The sequence below is a fragment of the Pirellulales bacterium genome (genome assembly GCA_035939775.1).
GTDB lineage: Bacteria > Planctomycetota > Planctomycetia > Pirellulales > DATAWG01 > DASZFO01.
In genome coordinates this window covers 1-18,664 of the sequence record DASZFO010000032.1, presented here as the reverse complement: position 1 = coordinate 18,664, position 18,664 = coordinate 1, and the positions used below count along the sequence as shown (strand labels likewise).

Below are 18,664 nucleotides of genomic sequence, written 5' to 3'. Positions count from 1 at the left end.
GCAGGGCTGCGTAATACGATTCCTCGGCGGAGGCGAAGTCTGTTCCGAGTACCCGAGCCTGTTGGTTCGTGACGGCGACGAAGAAGGCGCGGCCGGAACGCTGGCCGATTGGCTCATCCGCAATGGCGCGTCCCACGGGCCGGACCGATGGGACGCCTTGAAACTGGTCGGAGTCGAGCATGACGATTTGACCGTGGGCCAGTTGTTGAGGCATTTGACCGATCGCGGCCAGTTCGTTCAGCGACGATCCGGGCTAAACTGCTGGCGCCTAACGCTGCCTTCGACATGGGAAAAGTATCTGGCAATGCTTTCGAAATGCCATCGCAAGCAATTGCGGCGGCTGGATCGAGACTATTTTCGTAGCGGCCGCGCCGTCGTGCATTGGGTGCGTCAGCCGCGTGATTTGGAGCGAGCGCTGGCCATCTTGGTCGATTTGCACCAACGACGGTGGCAAAAACGCGGCCAGGCCGGCTGCTTCGCTTCGCCGCGGTTCCTGGCATTTCACTCCGAACTCGCCGCGCGGCTGCTTCCGCGGAATGATTTGCTCATGAGCTGGTTGGAAATGGATGGTCGTCCGATCGCCGCCGAATACCATCTGGCCGGGTCCCGCGTCGTGTATGCCTATCAATCGGGCATCGATCCCGATCGGCTTGCCCACCAGCCCGGACGACTTTCGAATCTCGCGGCGATCCGGCGGGCGATCGAACGCGGAGACCAATTCTTCGATTTTTTGCGCGGCGATGAGCCGTATAAGTCGCATTGGCGAGCCGCGCCCCGGGCCACTTACGACGCGATGATCGTGCCGAGCCGAATGTCGGCCCGGTTGCGGTTCGGAGTTCGCTCGGCCGGAGGCAGCGCGGTGCAATGGCTCAAGTCGGGTTGGCAATTCGCTGAAGACTTGATGAGCGGTTAGACTTATGGAAAACCCATCGACTTTCGACACGCCTTGCACGCCAAACGTGACGGTTGCTGTCGTCGAAACAACAAGCCGACTGAGGTCTGATTCGGCGAATGCGAATGAATCGCAATGGACCGGTCTCGCGCCGGCCAATTTCACGACCGGCGCCAACGCGGTCGTTCGCTCCACGGCGCGGCTGCACGCGCGGCGGTTGAAGACGATGGTCGATTTGGCCGCGCTCGCGGATGACTGGAACCGTCTGGCCGGCGACGTTCCCTTTCGGCGCTGGGACTGGCTCGTCCCGTGGTGGCGGAATTACCGTCAAGCCTCGACTGAGCTGTTCGTGCTCGCCGTCGAAGACGATGCTGGCCAGGTGATTGGTCTCGCGCCCTGGTATGTCGAGCCGACGGCCGGCCGAGGACGCGTGGTTCGCTTTTTGGGATCCGGCGAAGTCTGCTCGGAGTATCTCACCATCCTTTCGCCGCCGGGTGAGCAACCCCGCGTGGCCCGCGCCCTCGGTGAATGGCTTTGCAATGAGGGGATCGAGAGCTGGGACCTCATTGAATTGATCGGCTCCGAGTCGGGCGATCCGGGCGTTCGCGCTCTGATAGACGAGTTCGCCTCGCGCGAATTCCCGATCCACGAGCGCGCCGGCGTAAACTGCTGGAGCGTCGCGCTACCTTCGACCTGGGACGAGTTTCTCGCCACGCTCAATAGCCCGCGGCGGGCAAAGATCCGCCAAGCGCTCCGGAAGCATTTCGACAACCATCAGGCGACGACCCACATCCTCACCGATCCGGCCGAGCTGGATTATCGGTTTGAAATGATCGTCGATCTGCACCAGCGGCGTCATCGAGGGCTTGGGCAGTCCGGCTGCTTCGCCTCCCGGCCATTTACGGCTTTTCATCGCGAAGTCAGTCGCCGCTTCCTCGAAATGGGCAAGCTACGTTTGATGTGGACCGAATTGGCCGGCCGACCGATCGCGGCCGAATACGATTTCGTGGGCGCCGATACCGTTTATTACTACCAGACGGGGATCGAGCCGGACGCGATCAAGCTCGGTCCCGGCTGGCTCGGCATGATCGGCTCGCTGAAGCAGGCCATCGAGTCCGGCTATCGGACGTTTGACTTTTTACGGGGGGACGAGGCCTATAAGACTTCCTGGGGGGCACGGCCCCGCGCGACGATCGAGGCACGGATCGTGGCCCGCCGCGCCGCTGCTCGCTTCCGGCACGCGATCTGGTTGGCGCGAACCAACGTCCGTCGCTGGATGAAACAGGGTTTCCATCTCGGGCAGAAGATCGCCGGCGAGACAGATTGATAGGGATGACGATGACCTGGTGGAAGCGATTACTCCTGAGCGCCTATTACCACGGAACGTTGCCATATCGCGCATGGCAATCCGCGCGGGCGAGCGCGGCGGGGATGTCGCCGGTCATGGTGCTGTTCTATCACCGGATCGCCGACGACGCAGCCAGCCCTTGGACGCTCTCGAATCAGGTTTTCGCGAGGCACATGGATTGGATGAAACGGCATTTCGATATGATTTCGCTTGCCGAGGCCCAGCGGCGGATCGCCGGCCGCGCGAACCATCGACCTGCCGTAAGCATCACCTTCGACGACGGCTATGCCGCCAATTGCCATGAGGCGCTGCCTCTGTTGGTTTCCGAGAAGATTCCTTGCACGTATTTCGTCTCGTCGAAATGCGTACTCCAAGGGATTCCCTTTCCCCACGATGTCGCTTGCGGTTTCGAGGGGCACCCGAACACGATTGACGAAGTGCGCGCGATGGCGGCGGCCGGGATCGAAATCGGCGCCCATACTCGCAGCCACGCCGATCTGAGCCGGCTCAAGAACCCGCGGAAGCTCCACGACGAGGTCGTCGTCGCCGGTGAAGAATTGCAGCAGGCGATCGGCCGAGCCGTGCGTTATTTCGCGTTTCCTTTCGGGCTGTCGGCAAATCTCAATCGGAACGTCTTCAAACTGGCCCATGAATACGGCTACAACGGCGTTTGCTCGGCCTACGGCGGATATAACTTCCCGGGCGACGATTCGTTCCACATCCAACGGATTTGCGCCGATGACTTGTTGCGTCTGAAAAACTGGCTGACGGTCGATCCTCGAAAAACGCGGCGTCCCTACCGCTTCGACTACACATCGGCGACCGACCGCCAGCCGGCAGGAGCGACGACCGCGTGAATCCAACGATCCTCGAAGCGCCGGACGAGTCGGCCGCGGCGGACTGCTCGCCGATCCGCCGCGGCGGACTGCCGCCGCCCGCTCCAATCGATCAGGTTGAAACGGCCGACGCCGAACTGCCGACCATCGGAGGCGAAATCGGCGCGAGCGAGTCGAACGCCGCCGCGCGGGGCCTGCGCACCGATTCGCTAGCCGCCAGCGTCGCCATTCTGCTCGTGTTGTCGATCGTCCAGAGGCTGATCGGGTTTGCCCGCCAGATTCTTGTCTGCCGCTGGCTCGAGCCGAATCAACTCGGCGAGTGGGACATCTGCTTCAAGTTTTTGATGCTCGGAGCGCCGTTGGCCGTGATGGGATTGCCCGGCTCGTTCGGGCGGTATCTCGAATACTACCGGCGTCGCGGGCATCTCAAGACGTTCCTGCGCCGCACGGCCGCGGTCTGCACCATTTTGGCCTGCCTTGCAACCATTGCAATCGGCGCCTTGCGGCACTGGGTCTCCGAGTTGGTCTTCGCTACTCCCGATCAGACGGAGATGGTCCTGCTGCTGGCGGTGTGCCTGATAGCGCTCGCGGCCTACAACTTTCTCACCGACATGCTCACCGCATTGCGGATGGTGCGGGTGACGAGCATCGTCCAGTTTGCCAGCGGGCTGCTATTTGCAGTCTTTTCGATTGCGCTGCTGCTCGGCTGGCGGCAGAATGCGGCGGCGATCGTGGTCGCCTACGCTGGATCCTGCGCGGTGGCGCTCGTCGTGACGCTCGTCTGGCTTCGAGGCACATGGCGCTCGATCGCCGATTCGGCCGAGCCGCTGCCGCATCGGCAACTTTGGTCGAAGTTGGTGCCGTTTGCCGCGTGGCTTTGGTCCGTGAACCTGCTTTACAACCTCGTGGGCGTCGTCGATCGCTACATGATGATGCACTTCGCTCCCACTAGCGATCCGCTCACGCTTGTCGGCCACTACCACAGCTCGCAGGTCGTGCCGATGCTGATGGTTTCGATGTGCGGCCTGATCGGCGGAATCATCATGCCGCACCTGAGCCACGATTGGGAAACCGGCCGGACCACCGACGTCGCGACCAAGCTCAACCTGACGATCAAGCTGTTGGGCCTGGCGATGCTTGCCGGCTCGGTCGCGACGCTCTTTGGAGCGCCGCTGCTGTTCGGCGTGGCCTTTCACGGGAAATACGAGGGTGGGTTCGAAATCCTACCTTGGACGCTCATCTATTGCGTTTGGATGGCGCTGATTCCGCTTGCCCAGATGTACCTCTGGTGCGCCGAGCGGCCGACGCTGGCCAGCCTGGCGCTGGCCGGCAGCCTGGTGGTGAACGTCGCCCTTTGCTTCTTCTTGCTGCCGCGGTTCGGCTTGCACGGCGTCGTGTGGGCGACCGCTGCGGCGAATTTGTTCGCCCTGGCCTGCATCTACCGCTTCAATCAATGGCTGGGCCTGCGGCTGGATGCCGGTGTCTGGCTGATCACATTGCTGCCGCTCGCGTTGGCCGCCGGGCCTTGGTTTTCGCTGGCGACTCTGGTCGCGGTCGCGATTGGAGTTTTCTTGACCGACCGCGTGCTCAATTATAGCGAGAAACAACTCTTGACCGCGGTTTGGCGAGAGCGCGCCAGCGCCAGACGAGCCGGTGGATGTATTGCAGCGGATTCTGATCGAATTGGAGAGAAACGATGTCGTTAGCGCCGTTCACTGACCGCGATTCAGACTCACCGGCAGCGACGTTGCCGCACGAACCGCTGCGCGTCATGTTTCTGAACACTTCGCTTGAGGTCGGCGGCGCGGAAACGTTGTTGGTGAATCTCGTCCGCCGGATCGATCGCACCCGCTTCGCCCCGGAGGTTTGCTGCCTGAAGACAAAGGGTGAATTGGGCGAACTGCTTGGCGCCGAAGTGCCGGTCTTCTCCGATTTGCTCCGGAACAAATTCGATCCGCGGATTCTAGGCCGCTTGAAGCGACTGTTCCGCGATCGGCGGATCGACGCCGCCGTGACCGTGGGCGCCGGGGATAAGATGTTTTGGGGCCGCTTGGCCGCGTGGCGAGCGGGCGTCCCAGTGATCGCCTCGGCACTCCACTCGACCGGCTGGCCAGACGGCATCGGCCGCTTGAACCGTTGGCTCACGCCGCTGACCGACATGTTCATCGCCGTCGCAGCGCCCCATGGCCGGCATCTGGTCGAGCGCGAAGGATTCCCTGAATCAAAGGTGTGCGTGATTCCAAACGGCGTCGATATCAACCGCTTTCGCGCCCGGCCGTCCGACCCGCGATTGCGGCGGCAACTTGGCGTGCCGGCCAGTGCCCCGCTTGCCGGAATTCTCGCAGCGTTGCGGCCGGAGAAAAACCACGAGATGTTCTTGCAGGTCGCCGCCGGCGTCCGCCGCCAGATTCCGTCCGCCAATTTCCTCGTCATCGGCGACGGGCCGGAGCGGGAAAAGCTCGAGCGAATTGCCGCTGAATTAAAGATTGCCGGCGCCGTGCATTTCCTTGGCACCCGGACGGACGTGCCCGAGCTGCTGAATCTCCTCGACGTGCTATTACTAACATCGCGGAACGAGGCGAATCCCGTGTCGATCCTGGAAGCACTGGCCTGCGGCAAGCCGGTCGTCGCCACGCGCGTTGGCTCGGTGCCGGAATCAGTGCTCGACGAGCAGGTCGGGTATCTGGTTGAGCCGGAAAGCGTGGATGCAATGACCCGCCGCGTCGTCGAGCTGTTCCGCGATCAGAGTCTGGCCCAAGCGCTCGGCGCCGCCGGCCGGCAACACGTCGTCGATCATTGGTCGCTCGATCGGATGGTCGCCGGCTATGAAGAGCTGCTCACGCGCTTGCACGACCAAAAAACGGCCCGACATGCCAAGTCGTGGAAACCGGTCGCCCCAGTCTAAAGTCCGCTCGCGCGTCCCCTCACCTCTCGCTCCGTCCAAAAACGGCGGCTTCGGCGGGTAAGTTCCCACCTCGAATTGGTAAGTGAGGCAATTAGCCGCGAATCGCTCAGCTAGCTAGCCTTTCACGAGCCTAACGATTTTCTCGATTCTAGCGGTCGCACCGGCCGATAGACGCTTGTGGTACCGAGATTTGCCGCATTCCTCAGGGGAGTATCGGATCATGGCCGGGCTGAAACGCGCTCTGTTCGTCGTTCTGGCAACGGCCAGCCTGATCGGTTCGAGCGGATGCTGCTGCTGTTGCTCGCCTTGTAACGGCTGCGGCAATGGCTGCGACAACGGCTGCGGTTGCGGCTGTGGTTTGCTCTGCCGCCGCTGCCTACCCGACGATTATCGCGGCGGGGGAAGCTACTGGTGCGATTGCGGTTGCGGCGAACTCTATCTCGGTGACTGGCACAGTTGCCCTCCGGAGCGCTGCGATCCCTGCGATTGCTGCGGCAATTACACGGGCCGTTGCGAAGATCAGCGTCCCTGGTATCAACTCGGGCCGCGCGTCGGCACCGCCGGCCCCGCCCCTGCGCCGCCGTCGGACATGTCCACTCCGACACCGCCTCCGCAACCGCCGATGCCTCCGACTTCGTCCAGCCGCGCTAAACACCGCGGCGGCGCGAAACAAGCGTCCTACGAATCGCCGCCGCACTGCGCAGCCTGTGGAAATTGAGCTTGCAGCGCATCACGCGGGGAGCGAGCGCGCGGCCGCTGTCGAAGAAGCGGCGGGCAGAGGCAGCGCCCGGCGCTGCGACAGGAGTTCAGCGACAACGCGGTCGGGGTTGTGCCAAGCCGTCCAGCAGCGCGCGAATTGCGCGGCGGTCTGGCGATAGTGAGAGTAGTTCTCGATCAGATCGATCAAGAGTTCCGGAGCTTGATCGGGATCGGCGGCGACAAGGCCGACGGCGCCACGTGGAGTTGGTCGCTTGTTGCCTGAGTCAGAAGCGACGAAGCAGAGTTCGACGCCGCGGAATTCAACTAGTTGCCGCCCGTAGGCATTTTGCCAATCCACCGCCACGGTCGCGGCATTTGGCGGCAAATGCACTAGCCCAGTGCTCAACCGCCCTTTCGCCCCCGGGCCGATCACCAAGGCCCAGCAATCGACCGTTGCTCCATCGGCGGAGAACAGGCTCGTCTCGACGCGCACATAGGCGCCGGTGCTTTCGCCCAGGTCATTTGGCCAGGGGAAGAAGAGTAAGAGATCACTGGCACCCGACGGGATTGCAATGCGGTGGCTGGACGCTGGGGCACCGTCGCCAATTATCCCTCGGTTTTTGCGGGTCGGGACGCGCTCTGCAACGCGGTGACTCGACGTTTCAGCACCCTCACGCCGGCCCTCCGCCAAGGGGAGAGGGAAAATAGAGTTCCGCGAATGGAGAGGCGTCAGGCGAGTTTTGCCGAGCACCCGACGATTGTGCCGGAGGCCGGTATGGTAATCGCGCGTGGCGTCGCCAAGTTGATCGGCCATCCAGCAACCGGCCGATACGAGCACGGGGACTCCCGCGCTCAAAAGCTCGACAAGCACCCCCGAGCAGCGCGAAAAGTACGCCCGGCGGTCGTAGAGCAACATGCCGATATCGGTAGCCAGCGTGCGGCGACAGAATTCCTCGCTTTCAACCGGCTGATCCACGAGCGCGATTTTGTCTTGCGGCAGGCGCCGCAGCGCGGCTGCGCTTTCGACCACTTCGAGTTCGTCGCCGCGAGCCGGGAGCGGAAAATGAAAGTTGGATTGCACGACAAACTTTACCCGATTGGTCGCCACATAGTCGTGCCACAATCGCTGGATCAGCCCGGGGAGCAATTGATATCCCTTTTCGCGTCGCGCATCGCCGAGATAGGCAATTCGCAGCGGACCGGCGCGCTCGGCGGCGTGGTCACGGCCGGTTTGCAGGATCGGATTGACCGGATAGGGCAGCGTTTGAAACGGGAAAACGCCGAGGCGATTCTGCTGGGCGGTCAGATGATCGCTCGTCGTATAGAAGTGCAGCCGGTGGTTGGCTGCCAGCGCCATAGCCTGATTATAGATGTGCCTGAGCGGTTTCGTTCGTTCGTCTTGAGAAGCATAGTCGGGCTCGCAACCGGCAAATATCGGATAATGGAATTGCAGGTGCCAATCGACACGGAGCGTGCGATTGTCGTGAGACAAGTATTGGGCGAGGCCCAAGAGATCCAGTTCGGAAAGCGTCGGGACAAACACTTGGTCCCCCGGCTCCAACTCAATCTCACCGCACAGCGTGGCCGTGTCGCGAGCAAAGGAGGAGGCCCGCAGGAAGCGGCGGTGCTCGATCCACCGTTCCGTGATCAGCCGCCACGGCCAAAGGGGTTGTGGTCGCGGGTCGCGCGCAACTTCGCCCGAGTAGCGATGCCGCGTATAGGTCGTGAATTGATAGAGCGGGCGGACTTTCCAACATTCGGGAAACTGGCCGCTATCGCGGAGCCTGCGGTTGGCGGCCAGCCAAACGTCGAAGCCCGCCCGTTCGGCTGCCCGCAGGACGTGCAAAGCGTATTCGAAATGATGCCCGCCGACGCTCTGCAGAGAGTGGTCGATCAAAATGAATCTGGCCATCAAAGCGCATCCTTGCTAATTGCGGCATCGTTGCACAGCTAACTGGTTTTGCCAATATCGGTTAGAGGGGTTGCTAGCAATTCTGACCTTGTGTCGAGCCGAAGGTTTCCGCTATTGTTTCGCCTCCAATGGCGGGCTGACGGATCGGCCCCGCGGCGATTGGCCGACGAGGAGAGGTCGTTGGCCTGACCAAAAAAACCAGATTCAAGGATTGGACCATGAAGGTTGCAATTCTGGCGGGCGGACTGGGCACGCGTTTGCAGGAAGAAACCGGCCTGAAGCCCAAGCCGATGGTCGAGATCGGCGGGCAGCCAGTCCTCTGGCACATCATGAACCTCTATGCCCGCTTCGGCCACAGCGAGTTCGTCGTCGCCCTGGGTTACAAAGGAGAGGTGATCAAGCGCTACTTCCTCGACTACCACAATGTGCGCAACAGCCTGACGATCGACTTAGCGAATGGCCGGGTCGAGCCGCATGAGGACGAGCGCGAGGATTGGCTCGTGCATCTAATCGACACCGGGCCTTCGACCGACACGGGAGGCCGCGTGAAGCGCTTGCGGCGCTGGCTGGGCAACGAAACGTTCATGCTCACCTACGGCGACGGCCTGGCCGACTTGGATATCAACAAACTGCTTGCCTTCCATCGTAGCCACGGGAAATTGGCGACGGTGACGGCCGTCCGGCCACCGGCCCGCTTCGGCGGCCTGAGTTTCTTTGGCGACGTGGTCACGCGATTCGACGAGAAGCCGCAGATCGGCGAAGGTTGGATCAACGGCGGCTTCTTCGTGCTCGAGCCGGGAGTGCTCGACTACATCGACGGCGATCGAATCGTGTTCGAGCGCGAGCCGCTGGAAGCTCTTTCGCGCGACGGGCAGTTGGTCGCCTACCGGCATCAGGGATTCTGGCAATGCATGGACACGCTCCGCGACGTGCGGCTCTTGGAGCGGCTTTGGGAGGAAGGAACCGCGCCGTGGAAATCGCTTGCCGCGGCGCACAAATCGGCGGCGTGAAATGAATGTTCACGCTACAGCCTGAGTGACAGACTCCTCTCCCTCTGGGAGAGGTTGGGTGAGGGGAAGTGCCGCAACGGATTGCATCCCCTCACCCAGGACCTCTCCCAAGGGGAGAGGGAGACGACAACATCGAAAGAGCGAGCAGCATGGACGCCTCCTTCTGGATCGGTCGCAAGGTATTCATCACCGGTCATACGGGCTTCAAGGGAAGTTGGCTCGCGCTCTGGCTGCAGCAATTGGGCGCCAGCGTGGTCGGATTCGCCCTGGACCCGCCCACGGCGCCGAGCTTGTTCGCGGCGGCCCGGGTCGCAGACGGCATGATCGATCTGCGCGGCGACGTGCGCGATCTGGGACTGCTGCGATCGGCCATCGCGGCGCATCAGCCGGAGATCGTCTTCCATTTGGCGGCGCAGCCGTTGGTGCGCCAGTCGTACGCCCAGCCGGTCGAGACCTTTGCCGCCAACGTGATGGGGACAGCTCATCTGCTTGAGGCCGTGCGTCAAACCAAATCGGTGCGTGCCGTGGTGGCCGTCACCAGCGACAAGTGCTATGAAAACAAAGAATGGCTCTGGGGCTACCGCGAAGAAGAGCCGATGGGAGGCCACGATCCTTATAGTGCCAGCAAAGGCTGCGCGGAATTGGTCGCGGCGGCTTATCGTCGCTCGTACTTTGCCGCGACGGAATGCCGCGCCGGCATCGCAACCGCACGGGCCGGCAATGTGATCGGCGGCGGCGATTGGGCCCTGGATCGCGTGCTGCCCGACGCCGTGCGCGCGTTGGCGCAGGGCCAGCCATTCGTGTCACGGCGACCGACGTCGGTTCGTCCCTGGCAACATGTGCTCGAACCGCTTCGTGGATATGTAACGCTCGCCGAGCGCCTGCACTCCGAGCCGCGCGAATATGGCGAGGCCTGGAATTTCGGACCACGGGATGAGGATGCTGTGCCGGTCGCCGAACTGCTCGATCGATTCGTCGGTCACTGGGGGAGCGGAAGCTGGCACGCCGAGCCGACGCTAAACGGCCCCCACGAGGCAAAGCTGCTGCGGCTCGACTCGGCGAAGGCTCACCATCGGCTGGGCTGGCACTTGGCGCTAGAACTCGACGAGGCGATTGAACTGACGGCCGATTGGTATCGCCGGGCTGGCAATGGTGCACGGTCGATCGACGTCCGTGAATTGACTTGCCAGCAAATCCAACATTACGAAATGAAAGCGGGCACTCGACCCGCGGATCGCATTCGCCCGCCAAGCACCGAGCGAGAACGGCAAGCGGCGTGAGATATTTGTAGTAGGCACACTCCGTGTGCCGTGACAGGAAACGGCGAACGGCACGCGGGAGTGTAACCGCTACCTGACAACAAGCGGCGGACGGCACACGGAGTGTGCCTGCTACGTTATGGAACCTCTCGTCAGCGTCCTGATCCCGACCTACAACCGTAGCCAGATGCTGCGCCGCGCGCTCGGATCCGTGCTGACGCAATCGTATCCTAAGCTCGAAGTCTTGGTCTCGGATAACCATTCGACCGATAACACACACGCGACGATTGCCGAGTTTGTCCGCTGCGATCCGCGGGTCCGCCACTTGCAAAGCCCGCCCGGCAATACTTCGGCGATGCTGAACATCCGCAACGCGCTGACGGCGGCGACGGGAAAATACGCGGTCGTGCTGGCCGACGACGATTTCTTCCTCGATTACCGGTACATCGAGGAGGGCGTCGGAATCCTCGAATCGCGGCGCGTGGGTCTGCTTGTTTGCGATTGCGTGCTGGGCCGGCCGCAACGCGAGGTCACTTCGCTGGCTCTCGACACCGTAACTCCTGGGCGGGTCTTTTTTTTGAACTATTGGCGCGGCAAATACTCCATTCCGGTGATCAGCAATCTGTTCGACGTGAAAATGGCCCGCCGCTGCAATCCGTGGAACGATCCGGCGATTCTCTATGCCGACGTCGAACTCTGGCTGAAGATGATGACGCTCACCGACGTGGCCTATTACGGCTATCCGGCGGTGTTCTATCATTTCCACGGCCAGAACATCGTTTCGCGAATCACGCTGGCGATGCACAGGCAAAACATCCGCTTCATCGAGAATGCGGCGCAATTCGCCGCGCCCATCTTGGGCCAGCCGGCCATCCTGGAATGGAAGAAAGACATGTTCGTGGAATATTGGCAACTGCTCTTGAAGGAAGGGAAGTGGCCGGGGCTGAAGGACCTTGCCTGTTTCCGCGCCGCGCTGGGGCTCGAGCACGATCGGCTCGGAAGCCGCCGCTGGCTGCGGTTGCTCGAATACATGCGGCGGCATTATGTGCGAGCGGCCGGCGTTACGCTGCAGCGCGGCAAGCCGAGCCCCACTCCCGCCAGTGAGGACCTTCAGCCGAGCGGCTTTTGATCCGGAGAACGGCGCGGATGTCGTGGCACGAAGAATTTGGCGATGCTTTCCGCGGCGAGCGGGTCCTCGTCAGTGGCGCGACCGGATTCATCGGTCGTCCGCTGTGCGAAGCGCTCTTGTCGCTGGGGGCCGACGTGCATGGGGTGGCCCGCTGCGCCGAGCATGGAGTCACGGGCGTCGTGCCCTGGAGCATTGATCTCCGCGAAGCGCCGCAGGTGGATGCCGTTTGCGCGCAAATCCGGCCGAGCTTCATCTTTCATCTCGCGGCACAAGTTACCGCCCGGCAGGAACGGGAATTGATTCGTCCCATGCTCGAGCACAATCTGCTCGGCTCGGTGAACCTGTTGACGGCCGTCATGCAGCAGAGGTGCCGGCGGTTCGTGTTCGTAGGCAGCGGCGAAGAGCCGGCGGGTGAGATGCGAATGGCGGTGCCGTCGTCGCCGTATACCGCCGCGAAGACCGCCGCCTCGCTGTATGCCCGCATGTTTCAACAGGTCTACCAACTGCCCGTCACGATCGTGCGGCCGTTTCTCACTTACGGGCCGCGCCAGGAACCGACCAAACTGATCCCCTACACGATCCGTAAGCTGCTCCGCGGCGAATCGCCGCAACTTGCAAGCGCCAATCGGCTCTGCGACTTCATCCACGTCACCGATATTGTGCGCGGCATGTTATGGGCCGCCGTGCAGGCGGGCATCGAGGGAGAAACTTTCGACCTTGGAACCGGTGAAGTCGTGAGCATTCGGGCCGCGGTCGAAATGGTGGCGCGAATCATCGGCGCCGCGGCGCCCGTGCAGTTCTCTCCGTCGCCGGACCGAGCCAACGAACCTCCGCTAATCGCAAATCTGGAATCGTCGCGGCGGCTGCTCGGCTGGGAGCCCCGTTGGACATTGGAGGCCGGCCTGCGCGCCACGATCGATTGGTATGTCGGGCAGCACGAGACGTCGCAAGCAACGAGGCGGTGCGCGTGATCTCCTGAAAGTGCGAAAACGCTCACGTTAGCCGGTTCGCTTGCGAACCGATGTAACTATGCAGAGGCCCGGTGCTACGAAAGGCGAGCGCGAATCGATTATGAGAAGTTCTAACTGCGGCGACGCGGCTGGCGATTGCGATTTCTGCACGAACGAGGTTGGTATACCAAAAGCCGCCGCCGGTGCCGCGAAACCGGGCAAACTGCGCGGCGCCGCCGAATCGGAAACCGCCGTGGAGCTGCGCCAACAGATCCTTGATTTGGTCGGCCAGTATCACGACGCGAAGTTTGCCGCGCGCGACTTCGAGCCCGGCAAATCACCCGTGCCGGTGGCTGGGCGGGTGTTCGACGCCGATGAGATGGTCGAATTGGTCGATTCATCTCTCGATTTCTGGTTGACGGCCGGACGGTTCGCCGATCGATTCGAGCGCGAGTTCGCCCGCTGGATGGGCGTTCGCCACGCGCTGCTGTGCAATTCCGGTTCGTCGGCCAATTTGCTGGCCCTTTCGGCGCTCACTTCAGAAAGTCTTGGCGACAGGCGGCTCAAACCGGGCGACGAAGTGATCACCGCCGCCGCGGGATTTCCGACGACCGTGAATCCGTCGATCCAAAATGGCCTGCGTCCCGTGTTCGTCGATGTCGAATTGGGCACTTACAACGTCGACGTCGGCCGCGTCGAGGAAGCGATCGGCCCAAAGACGCGGGCCATCATGCTGGCCCATACACTCGGCAATCCGTTCGATCTGGGCGCCGTCGTCGATCTCGCGGCGCGGCACGACCTATGGCTCATCGAAGACAATTGCGATGCGCTCGGCTCGACCTATGAGGGGCGGCTGACCGGCACGTTCGGCAATCTGGCCACGTTCAGCTTCTATCCGGCCCATCATCTTACGATGGGCGAGGGCGGTTGCGTCGTGACCCGCGAATCGCGACTCAAGACGCTCGTCGAGTCGTTCCGCGACTGGGGCCGGGCCTGCTGGTGCGCACCAGGCGCCGACAACACCTGCGGCAAGCGCTTCGACTGGCAGCTTGGCGAGTTGCCCGCCGGATACGACCACAAATACATCTATTCCCAGATCGGCTACAATCTCAAGGCGACCGACATGCAGGCGGCGGTCGGCGTAGCGCAGCTCAAGAAGCTGCCGCGATTCGTCGCCGCCCGCCGGCGCAACTGGCAACTTCTTTATGAGCAGATGCGACGGTGGGAAGAATTCCTGATCCTGCCCCGGCCGACGCCTCGGAGCGAGCCGAGCTGGTTTGGATTCCCGATCACGGTTCGGCCGGATGCGCCCTTCTCGCGGCTCGAACTGGTGCGTCATCTCGAATCGCGGCGGATCGGCACGCGCCAGCTCTTCGGGGGCAATCTGACTCGTCAGCCCGCCTATCGAAATGTCCCGTTCCGAGTGGTCGGCGAGCTGAAAAACACCGACTTGGCAATGCGCAACACGTTTTGGATCGGCGTCTATCCGGGGTTGACGGACGCCATGATCGATTTCGTCGGCGGCGCGGTTGCGGAATTCATCGACGCGGCGCGCTCGAAACTGAGGTTGGCCTCATGAACTGGCTCATCACCGGCGGCTGCGGGTTCGTCGGCAGCAATCTGGCCGACGCGTTGCTCGAACGCGGCACAAGCGTCGCTCTGCTGGACAACTTGAGCCGCCACGGGTCGCGCGAGAACCTCGCCTGGCTCCGCTCGCGGCATGGTTCACAGTGGCCGTTCTTCGAGATCGATGTCCGCGACGAGCACGCGGTCGCTCGCGTCGTTCGCCAGTTACGGCCGACCCATCTGGCACATCTCGCCGGACAGGTGGCAATGACGACGAGTCTCGCCAATCCTCGGCTCGATTTCGAGACCAACGCCGGCGGCACGCTTAATGTGCTCGAGGCCGTCCGACTCGGCTCGCCCGAAACTGCCGTCTATTTCTCCTCGACCAATAAGGTGTACGGCTCGCTCGATGGTCTCCGGCACGACGAGACGCAGACGCGCTACGTGCTTCCCGACTATCCGCTCGGTCTCGATGAATCGCTGCCGCTCGACGGCAGTTCGCCTTATGGCTGCTCGAAGCTCTGCGCGGAGCAGTATTGCCGCGACTATCACCGGATGTTCGGGCTGCGGACCGTCGTGTTCCGGCATTCGTCGATGTACGGCGGTCGGCAATTTGCCACCTACGACCAGGGCTGGATTGGCTGGTTCTGCCAGAAGGCGCTCGAACTCGCCGCGGGCTCGCGCGAACCGATCGAAATCTCCGGCAGTGGCAAGCAGGTGCGCGACGTGCTGCACGCGCGCGACCTGATCCAGGTTTACGTCCAAGCTGCTATGCGCGTCGACGCAATTGCCGGCCGGATTTACAACATCGGCGGCGGAATGGAAAACAGCTTGTCGCTGGTCGAGTTGTTCGCGATCCTCCGCGAGTTGACGGGCGCAGCGATGCCGCTGCGCATTCGCGAATGGCGAGTATCCGACCAAAAGGTGTTTGTCGCCGATCACCGCCGCGCGACGACCGATTTCGGCTGGATGCCAGGCACCGATCATCGCACCGGATTGGCCAACGCCCTCGATTGGACGCGCGAGCTTCTTGCCGCATGAGCATGCAACAAAAAGTTAGCGTTCTCATCCCCGTTTACAATCGCGCGGATTCAATTGCCCGTTGTATTGAAAGCGCGCTGGCCCAAACGCACACGAACCTGGAGATTATCGTCAGCGACAATGCCAGCACCGACGACACCTGGTCGGTCGTCAATCGGCTGGCGGCTACGGATTCCCGCATCCGCCCGTTTCAAAACGAGACGAATATCGGCCCGACGCGCAATTGGATTTGCGGTCTCGAGCGTTGCACCGGGGACTACGTCAAGATTCTCTTTTCAGACGATTGGATCGAAGCCCATTGCGTCGAAGCCTTATTGGGGCCGATGGAGGAAAAGCCGGAGGTCCATCTGGCCTTCAGCGCTGCGATGGTGCATTACGCCGATCGAGATGAGCCGAAGCACCATTTCCCCGACCAGCGGTGGTTCAGCGTGGCGGAGTACCTGCACGATGCGCTTCTCCGCGGACTGACCCCCGTCTCTCCCTGCTGCGCGCTGGTGCGGCGCACGGCGGCCAGGTTCCGGCTGCCGATCGGCGACGATGCGGAATTGAATCAAATCGCCAAGCGCTTTGGCGCCGGTCCTGATCTACTTTTCCTGTTGGAAGCCGCGGCCGAATCGAGCGAGGTCGCCCATGTGCCGAAGTTTCTGACGCATTTCGCCGCCTGCCAGTCCAGCATCACGGTAAATCATGCGCGCGAGGTCCAAGCGGGATACCGCCTGGTGCGAGATTACTTTGCCGCCCAAATGGCGGATCGCCACGGACTGGCACGAATCAACATGCGGTTCAAGGTTCGCCGCTGGCAGCGGGCGCTCAAGCGAGCATTGCATTTATAGCCGGTTAGGGCCGACGCCGCAGTCATCGGCGCGGTCGCTAGCCGCATCCGCCCGCGGCTCACCGGCTCGTCAAGGTCGCCAGCGGCCGCGCCAAGCCGTTGGCCAGGAAGCCTTCCACGTCCCCGGTGCTCTGGCTGCCAGTCAATTGCCGACGAGTCCACCCCTTGTCGCTCTTCACGTACATTACCAGTTGCGGGATGGAGTTTCCCTCCATCAATTGGCTCGCCAGCGGGCCTTCGCGATCTGGATTCACCACCGCAAAGGCGACTCTGGACAGCGAGCCGCGCTGCTGCAATTGGGGAATCACCGACTGTTTCATTTGTTGACAGGCCGGACACCAATCGGCGGCCACGAGGACGACCAACGGCCGTCCTTCGTCGGCGGTAGCCAGCGTATATGCGTCTGAATAAGTCGTCGAACCGCTCGTAGCCAACAACGAGACGTTCAACAATGCGGTAATTAGGGTAGACATGGTCGGATTCTCCTTAGTTCGAGTTCCTTCGAGTCCCGCGAGAAACGATGATTCGCGGGTTCCATCGCACACCCGGACTATGGCGACTCAGTCGAGTCGCCCAGGTGAGGTTGCCGCAGGCGACGGGCAGATGTGCCGAGAGGAGGGTTGGCTCCTAATGTTCGGTCATCCATGCCCGACGGGCATCCTTTCCGCTTGTCTCCGTTCAACCAACGCTCACAAGATCCAAGAGAGTGAAAGTGTGGAGTGTATCTGGATAAAACGCATGTGCAAGGGGGGTTGGGAAGAATTTTCCTAAAGAGTGGTCCGGGGGTTTCCGATCCCTTTTGATGGCGACGAAGGTCTTTCCGCTAGCCCGAATGGCGCCGATCGCGGCTCGAAAATACCTTGGCGGTTGCCGAGTTATTGATTGTCTGCCGCAAGCGGCACCCGATATAATCTCGTTACTGGTCGCGGACGCTGGCGCAGGGAGTTTGCGCCTTTCGGTCGCGAAAGGGACTTGGCCATTTTTGCGTTTGCCAGCTTATCCAAAACCGCCGGGGACCGTCCCCTTTTGTGGAGTCTTCGGAACAAAAGGGGACGGTCCCCCTCTCCGCAGGCGGTTTTCGGATAGGCTCTTCGGCACCGCTTCCGGAATCTCTGTGGCGACATGAAGCTTCGCGTCGGCCTGATCGGTCTTGGTGAGGCCTGGGAAACCCGGCACCGGCCGGCGCTTCGAGCATTGAGCGACCGGCTGGAGGTCCGCGCGATTTGCGACCAGGTGGCGCATCGCGCCCAGCAGGCTGCCCAGGAGTTCAACGCCACGCCGATCGACGGCTTTCGGGCGCTCGCCCAGCGGGAAGACATCGATGCTCTGGTGATGCTAGCGGAGCAGTGGTATGGTTCGCTGCCGATTCTGGCGGCGTGCGACGCGGGCAAAGCCGTCTATTGCGCCGTTACGCCGCACTTGGAACTCGCCGAGGCCTTGCGGCTCAAACAGCGAGTGGAGGAGTCGGGAATTGCCTTCATGGCGGAGTTTCCCCGGCGGCAGGCTCCGGCCACCTTGCGGCTGAAGGAGTTGATTGCCACGCAGCTTGGCGAACCGCGGCTGTTGTTCTGCCATCGGCGCGTGCCGGTGAAGAACGGCCCCGCGCCACGACCGCGGACTTGCTCGAAGGCCCCCGAGACGCGCGATCTCGTCGAGCTGGTCGATTGGTGCCGGTATGTCGTCGGCCGCGATCCGACAAGCGTGTTCGGTATCGAGCATCACGTCGATCCAAACGCGGCGGCAGAGGATTACACGATGATGAACGTGGATTTCTCCGGTCCCAGCCCAGCGGGAACCGGCACGGCGGCCCAAATCAGTTGCGGCACCTACATGCCGGTGCAATGGGAAGAGGCGGTCACGTTTCGACCCCCGCCGGCGCTGCAGGTCGCTTGCCAGAACGGCATCGCGTTTATCGACCTGCCGACGTCTTTGATCTGGTTCGACCGGGCCGGTCGGCATCAGGAATCGCTCGACAGCGAACGGCCGGTCGGCGAGCAGCTCCTGGCGCAGTTTTATCGCTCGGTCACGAGCCTGGTGCGCAACACTTCGGGATTGGAAGACGCCTATCGCGCGCTATCGGTCGTGCTGGCCGCCCGCACCAGCCACCGCGAAGGGCGGCGGATTTTCTTGAATTCGTGAGCTACTTCGTGATTTTCGTGTTCGGCAGCGCCGATTGCAGCTTCTCAACGCCGGCCCTTGAAATCTTTGTGAATTGCAGATCGAGATCCTGGAGCTTGGTCAGCCCGCAGAGCAAATCGACGCTGGCATCGGTCACCTGAGTATCC

16 protein-coding genes are annotated in these 18,664 nt (G+C 62.2%); 14 read left to right on the top strand and 2 right to left on the bottom strand.

Annotated features, from left to right (window positions below; genetic code table 11):
- From VGY55_01470 to VGY55_01445, 6 genes are all read left to right on the top strand, one after another.
- Positions 1-913: GNAT family N-acetyltransferase (locus VGY55_01470; protein HEV2968624.1), on the top strand; the 913-nt coding region annotated here is incomplete at its 5' end.
- A 4-nt stretch (positions 914-917) separates the two neighbouring features.
- Entirely contained in the window at positions 918-2,219 is a 1,302-nt protein-coding gene (locus VGY55_01465; protein ID HEV2968623.1) for a GNAT family N-acetyltransferase, read from the top strand.
- 5 nt (positions 2,220-2,224) lie between these two features.
- Positions 2,225-3,097: a polysaccharide deacetylase family protein gene (locus VGY55_01460; protein HEV2968622.1), complete on the top strand. Its 873-nt coding sequence runs from the start codon at positions 2,225-2,227 to the stop codon at positions 3,095-3,097.
- Positions 3,094-4,782: a lipopolysaccharide biosynthesis protein gene (locus VGY55_01455; protein HEV2968621.1), complete on the top strand. Its 1,689-nt coding sequence runs from the start codon at positions 3,094-3,096 to the stop codon at positions 4,780-4,782. Before VGY55_01460 ends, VGY55_01455 begins: the two co-directional genes overlap by 4 nt.
- Positions 4,773-5,981, top strand: a complete 1,209-nt coding sequence (locus VGY55_01450; protein HEV2968620.1) for a glycosyltransferase — start codon at positions 4,773-4,775, stop codon at positions 5,979-5,981. Before VGY55_01455 ends, VGY55_01450 begins: the two co-directional genes overlap by 10 nt.
- A gap of 220 nt (positions 5,982-6,201) precedes the next feature.
- Entirely contained in the window at positions 6,202-6,699 is a 498-nt protein-coding gene (locus VGY55_01445) for a hypothetical protein (GenBank protein HEV2968619.1), read from the top strand.
- A 12-nt stretch (positions 6,700-6,711) separates the two neighbouring features.
- Here VGY55_01445 and VGY55_01440 read toward each other — a convergent pair whose 3' ends face one another.
- Complete coding sequence (locus VGY55_01440; protein HEV2968618.1) at positions 6,712-8,592, bottom strand: hypothetical protein; 1,881 nt, start codon at positions 8,590-8,592, stop codon at positions 6,712-6,714.
- Between the two features lie 218 nt (positions 8,593-8,810).
- Here VGY55_01440 and rfbF point away from each other — a divergent pair, with 218 nt between their 5' ends.
- The 7 genes from rfbF to VGY55_01405 all read left to right on the top strand — a co-directional run bounded on the left by rfbF (position 8,811) and on the right by VGY55_01405 (position 16,380).
- Positions 8,811-9,602, top strand: a complete 792-nt coding sequence (rfbF, locus tag VGY55_01435) for a glucose-1-phosphate cytidylyltransferase (GenBank protein HEV2968617.1) — start codon at positions 8,811-8,813, stop codon at positions 9,600-9,602.
- Between the two features lie 149 nt (positions 9,603-9,751).
- Entirely contained in the window at positions 9,752-10,882 is a 1,131-nt protein-coding gene (rfbG, locus tag VGY55_01430; protein HEV2968616.1) for a CDP-glucose 4,6-dehydratase, read from the top strand.
- Between the two features lie 118 nt (positions 10,883-11,000).
- Positions 11,001-11,990, top strand: coding sequence for a glycosyltransferase family 2 protein (locus VGY55_01425; protein HEV2968615.1), 990 nt, complete (start codon positions 11,001-11,003; stop codon positions 11,988-11,990).
- A gap of 17 nt (positions 11,991-12,007) precedes the next feature.
- Complete coding sequence (locus tag VGY55_01420; GenBank protein ID HEV2968614.1) at positions 12,008-12,961, top strand: NAD(P)-dependent oxidoreductase; 954 nt, start codon at positions 12,008-12,010, stop codon at positions 12,959-12,961.
- Between the two features lie 100 nt (positions 12,962-13,061).
- Entirely contained in the window at positions 13,062-14,519 is a 1,458-nt protein-coding gene (rfbH, locus tag VGY55_01415; GenBank protein ID HEV2968613.1) for a lipopolysaccharide biosynthesis protein RfbH, read from the top strand.
- A complete protein-coding gene (locus tag VGY55_01410; protein HEV2968612.1) occupies positions 14,516-15,547 on the top strand; it encodes a GDP-mannose 4,6-dehydratase in 1,032 nt (343 codons plus the stop codon). The genes rfbH and VGY55_01410 overlap by 4 nt, the downstream gene beginning before the upstream one ends.
- A complete protein-coding gene (locus VGY55_01405) occupies positions 15,544-16,380 on the top strand; it encodes a glycosyltransferase family 2 protein (protein HEV2968611.1) in 837 nt (278 codons plus the stop codon). Before VGY55_01410 ends, VGY55_01405 begins: the two co-directional genes overlap by 4 nt.
- Positions 16,381-16,438: 58 nt before the next feature.
- Here the strand turns inward: VGY55_01405 and VGY55_01400 are convergent, their stop codons facing one another.
- Entirely contained in the window at positions 16,439-16,852 is a 414-nt protein-coding gene (locus VGY55_01400) for a thioredoxin family protein (GenBank protein ID HEV2968610.1), read from the bottom strand.
- A 649-nt stretch (positions 16,853-17,501) separates the two neighbouring features.
- On the opposite strand from VGY55_01400, the gene VGY55_01395 reads away from it, so the two are divergent.
- Positions 17,502-18,518 carry a Gfo/Idh/MocA family oxidoreductase gene (locus VGY55_01395; protein HEV2968609.1) on the top strand — a complete coding sequence of 339 codons (1,017 nt, stop codon included), beginning with the start codon at positions 17,502-17,504 and terminating at the stop codon, positions 18,516-18,518.
- Positions 18,519-18,664 lie beyond the last annotated feature (146 nt).

Bases quoted from the DNA above. Each gene is read 5' to 3' on its own strand.
- VGY55_01465 (HEV2968623.1), top strand. From the start codon at position 918: ATGGAAAACCCATCGACTTTCGACACGCCTTGCACGCCAAACGTGACG.
- VGY55_01460 (HEV2968622.1), top strand. From the start codon at position 2,225: ATGACGATGACCTGGTGGAAGCGATTACTCCTGAGCGCCTATTACCAC.
- VGY55_01450 (HEV2968620.1), top strand. From the start codon at position 4,773: ATGTCGTTAGCGCCGTTCACTGACCGCGATTCAGACTCACCGGCAGCG.
- VGY55_01445 (HEV2968619.1), top strand. From the start codon at position 6,202: ATGGCCGGGCTGAAACGCGCTCTGTTCGTCGTTCTGGCAACGGCCAGC.
- VGY55_01440 (HEV2968618.1), bottom strand. From the start codon at position 8,592: ATGGCCAGATTCATTTTGATCGACCACTCTCTGCAGAGCGTCGGCGGG.
- rfbF (HEV2968617.1), top strand. From the start codon at position 8,811: ATGAAGGTTGCAATTCTGGCGGGCGGACTGGGCACGCGTTTGCAGGAA.
- rfbG (HEV2968616.1), top strand. From the start codon at position 9,752: ATGGACGCCTCCTTCTGGATCGGTCGCAAGGTATTCATCACCGGTCAT.
- VGY55_01425 (HEV2968615.1), top strand. From the start codon at position 11,001: ATGGAACCTCTCGTCAGCGTCCTGATCCCGACCTACAACCGTAGCCAG.
- VGY55_01420 (HEV2968614.1), top strand. From the start codon at position 12,008: ATGTCGTGGCACGAAGAATTTGGCGATGCTTTCCGCGGCGAGCGGGTC.
- rfbH (HEV2968613.1), top strand. From the start codon at position 13,062: ATGAGAAGTTCTAACTGCGGCGACGCGGCTGGCGATTGCGATTTCTGC.
- VGY55_01410 (HEV2968612.1), top strand. From the start codon at position 14,516: ATGAACTGGCTCATCACCGGCGGCTGCGGGTTCGTCGGCAGCAATCTG.
- VGY55_01405 (HEV2968611.1), top strand. From the start codon at position 15,544: ATGAGCATGCAACAAAAAGTTAGCGTTCTCATCCCCGTTTACAATCGC.
- VGY55_01400 (HEV2968610.1), bottom strand. From the start codon at position 16,852: ATGTCTACCCTAATTACCGCATTGTTGAACGTCTCGTTGTTGGCTACG.
- VGY55_01395 (HEV2968609.1), top strand. From the start codon at position 17,502: ATGAAGCTTCGCGTCGGCCTGATCGGTCTTGGTGAGGCCTGGGAAACC.